General features: G+C 53.9%; 6 protein-coding genes and 2 pseudogenes. 7 read left to right on the forward strand and 1 reads right to left on the reverse strand.

Annotation, left to right across the window (positions count from 1 at the left end):
* From QZ506_RS20210 to QZ506_RS20240, 7 genes and pseudogenes are all read left to right on the forward strand, one after another.
* Window positions 1–174, forward strand: a 174-nt coding sequence (locus QZ506_RS20210) for a transposase (RefSeq protein WP_291973469.1), incomplete at its 5' end; no start/stop codon positions are given.
* Window positions 175–275: 101 nt separating this feature from the next.
* The gene (gmk, locus tag QZ506_RS20215; RefSeq protein WP_291973459.1) at window positions 276–899 is read left to right on the forward strand and encodes a guanylate kinase; all 624 of its coding nucleotides are present in this window, start codon (window positions 276–278) and stop codon (window positions 897–899) included.
* A gap of 53 nt (window positions 900–952) precedes the next feature.
* Window positions 953–1,228, forward strand: coding sequence for a DNA-directed RNA polymerase subunit omega (gene rpoZ, locus QZ506_RS20220; protein ID WP_291973461.1), 276 nt, complete (start codon window positions 953–955; stop codon window positions 1,226–1,228).
* 18 nt (window positions 1,229–1,246) lie between these two features.
* The gene (gene spoT / locus QZ506_RS20225; protein WP_291973464.1) at window positions 1,247–3,349 is read left to right on the forward strand and encodes a bifunctional GTP diphosphokinase/guanosine-3',5'-bis pyrophosphate 3'-pyrophosphohydrolase; all 2,103 of its coding nucleotides are present in this window, start codon (window positions 1,247–1,249) and stop codon (window positions 3,347–3,349) included.
* A 75-nt stretch (window positions 3,350–3,424) separates the two neighbouring features.
* Complete coding sequence (gene trmH / locus QZ506_RS20230; RefSeq protein WP_291973465.1) at window positions 3,425–4,111, forward strand: tRNA (guanosine(18)-2'-O)-methyltransferase TrmH; 687 nt, start codon at window positions 3,425–3,427, stop codon at window positions 4,109–4,111.
* Between the two features lie 11 nt (window positions 4,112–4,122).
* Complete coding sequence (gene recG / locus QZ506_RS20235) at window positions 4,123–6,207, forward strand: ATP-dependent DNA helicase RecG (protein ID WP_291973467.1); 2,085 nt, start codon at window positions 4,123–4,125, stop codon at window positions 6,205–6,207.
* A gap of 268 nt (window positions 6,208–6,475) precedes the next feature.
* A pseudogene (locus QZ506_RS20240) lies at window positions 6,476–7,333 on the forward strand (solute carrier family 23 protein); the annotation flags it as partial.
* A gap of 86 nt (window positions 7,334–7,419) precedes the next feature.
* Here QZ506_RS20240 and QZ506_RS20245 read toward each other — a convergent pair.
* Window positions 7,420–7,543, reverse strand: a pseudogene (locus QZ506_RS20245) (IS630 family transposase); the annotation flags it as partial.

The raw sequence follows: 7,543 nt of genomic DNA on the forward strand, positions 1-7,543 counted from the left end.
CGCTCACGGTTCGCCAGTGACGCTTACCGTCATCGCAATGTAGTGGAAAGATGTTTTGGCCGATTAAAAGAATACCGCCGTATTGCCACACGTTATGACAAAACGGCGAGGAATTATCTGTCGATGGTTAAACTGGGCTGTATCCGCCTATTTTACAAGAAGTTATGCAATTAAGGGACACAACCTAGTGCGCGTATCGTGTATAATGCGAAAATTAGCACAGGTAAGGCAGTCCAATCGACCCATCACATTCACCATACATTACGTTCATCATTATGGATCAAGGCACGTTATACATTGTTTCTGCCCCCAGCGGCGCGGGAAAATCCAGTTTAATAAATGCGTTAATGAAAACGCAGCCGTTGTATGACACCCATGTGTCGATTTCCCACACCACCCGAGCCAAACGCCCGGGGGAAAACCACGGAGAACACTATTTCTTCGTTTCTGTGGATGAATTTAAGCGTATGATTCAGGAAGATGCTTTCCTTGAGTACGCCGAAGTGTTTGGCAACTACTACGGCACGTCCAAAGCCGCCATTGAGCAGGCGCTGGCAACCGGCGTAGATATTTTTCTGGATATCGATTGGCAGGGCGCAGAGCAAATCCGCCGCCGGATGCCGCAGGCGCGCAGTATCTTTATTCTGCCGCCGTCCAAAGAAGAGTTGGGGCGCCGTCTGCGCGGACGCGGCCAGGACAGCGATGAGGTGATTGCACGACGTATGGCGCAAGCGGTGGCTGAAATGACACACTACGCGGAATACGATTATCTGATCGTCAACGATGATTTCGATCTGGCGCTGTCCGATCTGAAAACCATCATCCGTGCTGAACGCCTATTGCTGAGCCGCCAGGCATTGCGGCATGATGCATTAATCACCAAACTATTGGCAGACTGACATCACTTTCAGTATGATGCGCAGTCATTTTATTTCCTGTGGAGTAGCACATTATGGCACGCGTAACTGTTCAAGACGCTGTTGAGAAAATTGGTAACCGTTTTGACCTGGTGTTGGTCGCTGCTCGCCGCGCCCGCCAGATGCAAGCAGGCGGAAAAGATCCGCTGGTCCCTGAAGAGAACGACAAATACACCGTGATTGCGCTGCGCGAAATCGAAGAAGGCCTGATCAGCAACCAGATTCTGGATGTGCGTGAGCGTCAGGAACAGCAAGAGCAAGAAGCAGCAGAGATCCAAGCGGTCACCGCGATTGCTGAAGGTCGTCGTTAATCTCGCTACGGCTCACCCTTGTATATCTTCGAAAGCCTCAATCTGCTGATACAGCGCTATCTGCCGGAAGACCAGATCAAGCGCCTTCAACAGGCTTATATTGTTGCACGTGATGCTCACGAGGGGCAGGCTCGCTCCAGCGGTGAACCTTACATCACCCATCCCGTCGCTGTTGCCGGTATTTTGGCGGAGATGCGTCTTGACTATGAGACGCTGATGGCCGCGCTGTTGCATGACACCATCGAAGATACCCCCACTACCTACCAAGATATTGAACAACAATTCGGCAAGAGCGTCGCCGAGCTGGTAGATGGCGCCTCGAAGCTGGACAAGCTGAAATTCCGCGACAAGAAAGAAGCGCAGGCCGAGAACTTCCGCAAGATGATTATGGCGATGGTGCAGGACATCCGCGTTATTCTCATCAAACTGGCTGACCGTACACATAACATGCGCACACTGGGCTCGCTGCGCTCTGACAAGCGTCGTCGTATTGCGCGTGAAACGCTGGAAATTTACAGCCCATTGGCGCACCGTTTGGGTATTCATCATCTGAAAACCGAGTTGGAAGAGCTGGGTTTTGAGGCGCTGTATCCAAACCGTTATCGTGTGATCAAGGAAGTGGTCAAAGCCGCGCGCGGCAACCGCAAGGAAATGATCCAGAAAATCCTTTCCGAAATCGAAGGGCGGTTGAACGAAGCAGGCATTCCCTGTCGCGTCAGCGGACGCGAAAAACATCTCTATTCCATCTACTGCAAGATGCACCTGAAAGAACAGCGTTTCCATTCCATCATGGATATCTACGCGTTTCGGGTGATCGTTAAAGAGCTGGATACCTGCTATCGCGTGCTCGGACAGGTGCACAGCCTGTACAAACCGCGTCCTGGCCGCGTCAAAGATTACATCGCTATTCCGAAGGCGAACGGCTACCAATCGCTGCATACCTCATTGATTGGGCCGCACGGTGTGCCGGTCGAGGTGCAGATCCGTACCGAAGACATGGACCAGATGGCCGAAATGGGTGTGGCGGCACATTGGGCGTACAAAGAAGGTGAAAGCAGCACTACGGCACAGGTCCGTGCGCAGCGCTGGATGCAGAGCCTGCTGGAGCTGCAACAAAGTGCTGGCAGCTCGTTCGAGTTTATCGAGAGCGTCAAATCCGATCTCTTCCCCGATGAAATGTATGTGTTCACTCCGGAAGGGCGCATCATCGAGCTACCGGCAGGCGCGACACCGGTCGATTTTGCCTACGCGGTACATACAGATATCGGGCATGCCTGCGTCGGCGCACGCGTCGACAGACAGCCCTACCCGCTCTCTCAATCGCTGAGCAGTGGGCAAACGGTGGAGATTATTACCGCCCCCGGCGCACACCCCAATGCGGCATGGTTAAACTTTGTCGTCAGTTCGCGCGCTCGCGCCAAGATTCGCCAAATGCTGAAGAATCTCAAGCGTGACGATTCCGTGAGCCTGGGACGTCGTTTATTGAATCATGCCTTGGGTAATGGCAGAAAGCTCAGTGATATTCCACAAACCAGCATCCAGCTTGAGCTGGATCGCATGAAACTCACCTCGCTGGATGACCTGCTGGCAGAGATTGGCCTCGGTAACGCCATGAGCATCGTCGTAGCGAAAAACCTATTGGATGAGCAGCCGTTACAGCAAGAGCACACCGGTTTGCGCAAGCTGCCGATCAAAGGCGCAGATGGCGTATTGATTACGTTCGCCAAATGTTGCCGCCCGATCCCCGGTGACCCGATTGTGGCCCACGTCAGTCCCGGTAAAGGTTTGGTGGTTCACCATGAGTCTTGTCGAAACATTCGCGGCTACCAGAAAGAGCCTGAAAAATTCATGGCGGTCGAGTGGGATAAGGTTACCGAACAAGAGTTTATCGCTGAGATTAAAGTCGACATGTTCAACAATCAGGGAGCATTGGCCAACCTGACCGCAGCGATTAATGCCGCCAACTCCAATATTCAGAGCATCAATACGGAAGAGCGGGATGGACGCGTGTATAGCGCCTTTATCCGTTTGACCACGCGCGATCGGGTACATCTGGCTAACGTCATGCGTAAAATCCGCGTGATGCCGGATGTCATCAAAGTGACCCGTAATCGCAACTGATCGCCACCGTAACCAATGATAGCCCTGACGATCCCGGTCGCACATATGGTACCGGGATAACGCAAGAGACATCGTATGACACCAGAACGCTACGCCCGCATCCAAGAGATGCTGACAAGCCGTCAACCCGATTTGACGATGTGTATGGAACAGGTGCACAAACCCCACAATATTTCCGCTGTAATTCGTACCGCCGATGCCGTCGGCGTCCGCGAAGTCCACGCCGTTTGGCCTACCAGCCGCATGCGTACACTGGTATCATCAGCAGCAGGCAGCAACAGTTGGGTACAGGTCAAAACACATCGCACCATCGCCGATGCCGTCTCGCATTTAAAAACGCAAAGCATGCAGATTCTGGCGACCAACCTGTCAGCCAAAGCGGTCGATTTTCGTGAAGTCGATTACACGCGACCGACCTGCATCCTGCTCGGTCAGGAAAAAACCGGCATCACGCAGGAAGCGCTCGCGCTGGCCGACCAGGACATCATCATTCCGATGATCGGCATGGTGCAATCCCTGAACGTGTCGGTCGCTTCTGCGCTGATCCTTTACGAAGCCCAACGCCAAAACGCGGGTATGTACCAGCGTGAAGCGGGCATGCTTGATGACGATGAACAACAGCGCTTGCTGCTCGAAGGAGGCTATTCGGTGCTGGCGCGCGTAGCGACGCGGAAAAAACTCCCCCGCCCGCGCATCGAAAATCAGGGCCAGATCATTGCCGACACGGCATGGTGGGCAGCCATGCAATCCTCCGCCGAATAGCGAGAGCGCCAATGAAAAGCCACCTGCTGAATAACCAACCGTTGAACACCCTCACGGGGGTCGGTGCCAGTCAGGCGGCTAAACTCGCGCGCCTCGGGTTGGAAACCGTGCAGGACGTGTTGCTGCACCTGCCGCTGCGCTACGAAGATCGCACCCACCTCTACGCCATTGGCGACCTGCTGCCCGATATCTATGCCACCGTGGAAGGTGACGTGTTGCGCAACGATATCGTCTTTGGACGCAAACGTATGCTGACCTGCCAAATCAGCGACGGCAGCGGAGTGCTGACGATGCGCTTCTTCAACTTCAATGCCGCAATGAAAAATAGCCTGGCTCCAGGCCAGCACGTTATCGCCTACGGTGAAATCAAACGAGGCAAGAATGGGGCAGAGATTATCCACCCAGAATACCGCGTACAGGGCGATGCACAGCAACCGGTGGAATTACAGGCCTCACTGACACCGGTTTACCCAACCACGGAAGGAGTGCGTCAGGCCACGCTGCGCAAATTGACCGATCAGGCGCTGGAGCGTCTGGATGCACAACCGATAGAAGAGTTGCTGCCGCAGGAGCTAAGCCGCGGCATGATTGGGCTGCCTGAAGCGTTACATACTCTGCACCGTCCACCGGCAGGCACGCAACTGAATGAGCTTGAGCACGGCAAACACCCGGCGCAAGTGCGTTTAATCATGGAAGAGCTGCTGGCGCATCACTTAAGCATGCTGGCGGTACGCGCCGGTGCGCAACGCCATCGCGCCCTTGTACTGCAAGCACAGGACGCATTAAAAACGCGACTGTTGGCCGCCCTCCCGTTCGCGCTGACTCAGGCGCAAACCCGCGTCATCAATGACATTGAAGCCGACATGGAGAAACCTTTACCCATGATGCGTCTGGTACAAGGGGATGTCGGCTCCGGAAAAACGCTGGTGGCGGCCATGGCGGCACTGCGCGCCATCGCTAACGGCAAACAGGTGGCGTTAATGGCACCCACCGAACTGCTCGCGGAACAACACGCCATCAACTTTCGTCATTGGTTTGAGCCCCTTGGCATTGAGGTCGGCTGGCTGGCCGGCAAGCAAAAGGGAAAAGCACGCGTTGCGCAACAAGAAGCCATTGCCAATGATCAGGTCAGTATGATCGTGGGTACGCACGCTATTTTTCAGCAGCAGGTGCGATTTAGTGGGCTAGCGCTGGTGATCATCGATGAACAGCACCGCTTTGGTGTGCATCAACGGCTAGCCTTGTGGGAAAAAGGGGTGGAACAGGGCTTTCACCCTCACCAGTTGATCATGACAGCAACACCAATCCCACGCACGCTGGCGATGACTGCCTATGCCGACCTAGATACGTCGGTCATCGATGAACTGCCGCCGGGCAGAACGCCTGTGACAACGGTCGCCATCCCCGATTCTCGCCGTGAGGATATTATCACCCGCGTCGATCGTGCCTGTCGGGAAGAAGGGCGACAGGCCTATTGGGTCTGCACGCTGATTGAAGAGTCCGACCTGCTGGAAGCACAAGCCGCTGAAGCCACCTGCGAAGGGCTGAAGGCCGCACTGCCAGGTCTGCGAATTGGATTGGTACACGGCAGGATGAAAGCGCAAGAGAAGCAGGCGGTGATGCAGGCATTCAAACAGGGCGAACTGCAACTGCTGGTGGCAACCACGGTCATCGAAGTGGGGGTGGATGTGCCCAACGCCAGCCTGATGATAGTCGAAAACCCAGAGCGGCTGGGTCTGGCACAATTGCACCAGTTGCGCGGTCGAGTCGGACGTGGTGCCATTGCCTCCCACTGCGTATTGCTCTATAAGACGCCGCTAAGTAAAACTGCACAGCAGCGCTTGCAGGTGGTGCGCGACAGCAACGACGGTTTCGTTATTGCGCAACGGGATTTAGAGATTCGCGGTCCCGGCGAACTGCTGGGTACGCGGCAAACCGGCAGCGCCGAGTTTAAAGTAGCGGATTTACTGCGCGATCAGGCACTGATCCCCGAAGTACAACGCGTAGCTCGTCACCTTCATGCACACTATCCAGAATATGCCAAAGCGCTAATTGAACGTTGGTTACCGGAGCGGGTGCGCTATACCAATGCCTAGCGCCCTAGGTGAGACGCAGAAAAAAGGTAGCAAATAACCTTTATAGTGCAGCACGCGTATAAAGCGCCCCCCTCCTCTAGGCATTAAATTGCTCGTCACCACGATAAAAAAATAGACGTTTTTTGACACATTTATAACGAGGTATTCAAAAAATCCCCACCGTCATCAGACATGACACAAGATTGTTTTATAATCACCCCGCAAACGATTGCTTTTGCAAAGCAGATCATTAAAATGCCCTCTTTGCCGTTTCAGGACACTCTTGATTATGACTACCACCACCACGGAACTGCCCCAAACGGAGACGCCAACTGCTGCGCCCCGTAACAGTGAATTGATTTATCGTCTGGAAGACAGACTACCGTTGGCGCAAACGTTGTTTGCCGCCAGACAGCATCTTCTGGCTATGTTTGTGGCGGTGATTACCCCAGCCCTGCTGATCTGCTAGGCACTCTGTTTGCCCACGCAGGATACCCAGCACATCATCAGCATGTCGTTGTTTGCTTCCGGCCTGGCGTCCATTCTGCAAATTAAAACCTGAGGTCCGGTAGGATCGGGGTTACTTTCTATTCAGGGCACCAGCTTTAACTTTGTTACCCCGTTAATCATGGGTGGTCTGGCGCTAAAAAATGGCGGTGCCGATGTGCCCACCATGATGGCAGCACTGTTCTGCACTCTGATGGTGGCGTATTTCACTGAAATCATCCTTTCCCGCTTCCTGCATCTGGCGCGCTGCATCATTACGCCGCTGGTCTCCGGCGTGGTCGTGATGATTATCGGCCTGTCGCTGATTCAGGTGGGATTAACATCGATCAGCGGCGGCTTTGCTGCCATGAACGATCACACCTTCGGTGCCCCCAAGAATCTTGCACTGGCCGCTATCGTCCTGCTGGTTATCATCCTGCTGAACCGCCAGCGCAACCCCTACCTGCGCGTCGCCTCTCTGGTGATTGCCATGGCGGTCGGGTATTTTGCCGCCTGGGCGATGGGCATGCTGCCGCAAGACACGTCGGCCACGCACACCTCAGCGATCATGATCCCGACACCGCTCTATTACGGACTCGGCTTTGACTGGAACCTGCTTATTCCGCTGATGCTGGTGTTTATGGTGACCTCATCGGAAAGTAACATAAAAATAAATAATTAATAAAAACAAATTTATACATAAAATAACCCAGTGATTTTCTGCATTTGTTATATACCCAATAAACCTCAAGATGCAGGTTTGAGCACCTGAAAACGATCGTGAATTCTGGACGTCAGCGAGTCCGCTATTTCTGGTAGCGTATTGGTGAAAAAATTGAATATTGCATCCCGAAAATCGCGGGTGTTTTCA

The organism is Candidatus Symbiopectobacterium sp., assembly GCF_020054415.1.
GTDB lineage: Bacteria > Pseudomonadota > Gammaproteobacteria > Enterobacterales > Enterobacteriaceae > Symbiopectobacterium.

Excerpts from the sequence above, each read along its gene's own strand:
- gmk (WP_291973459.1), top strand. The coding sequence starts at position 276 with ATGGATCAAGGCACGTTATACATTGTTTCTGCCCCCAGCGGCGCGGGA.
- rpoZ (WP_291973461.1), top strand. The coding sequence starts at position 953 with ATGGCACGCGTAACTGTTCAAGACGCTGTTGAGAAAATTGGTAACCGT.
- trmH (WP_291973465.1), top strand. The coding sequence starts at position 3,425 with ATGACACCAGAACGCTACGCCCGCATCCAAGAGATGCTGACAAGCCGT.
- recG (WP_291973467.1), top strand. The coding sequence starts at position 4,123 with ATGAAAAGCCACCTGCTGAATAACCAACCGTTGAACACCCTCACGGGG.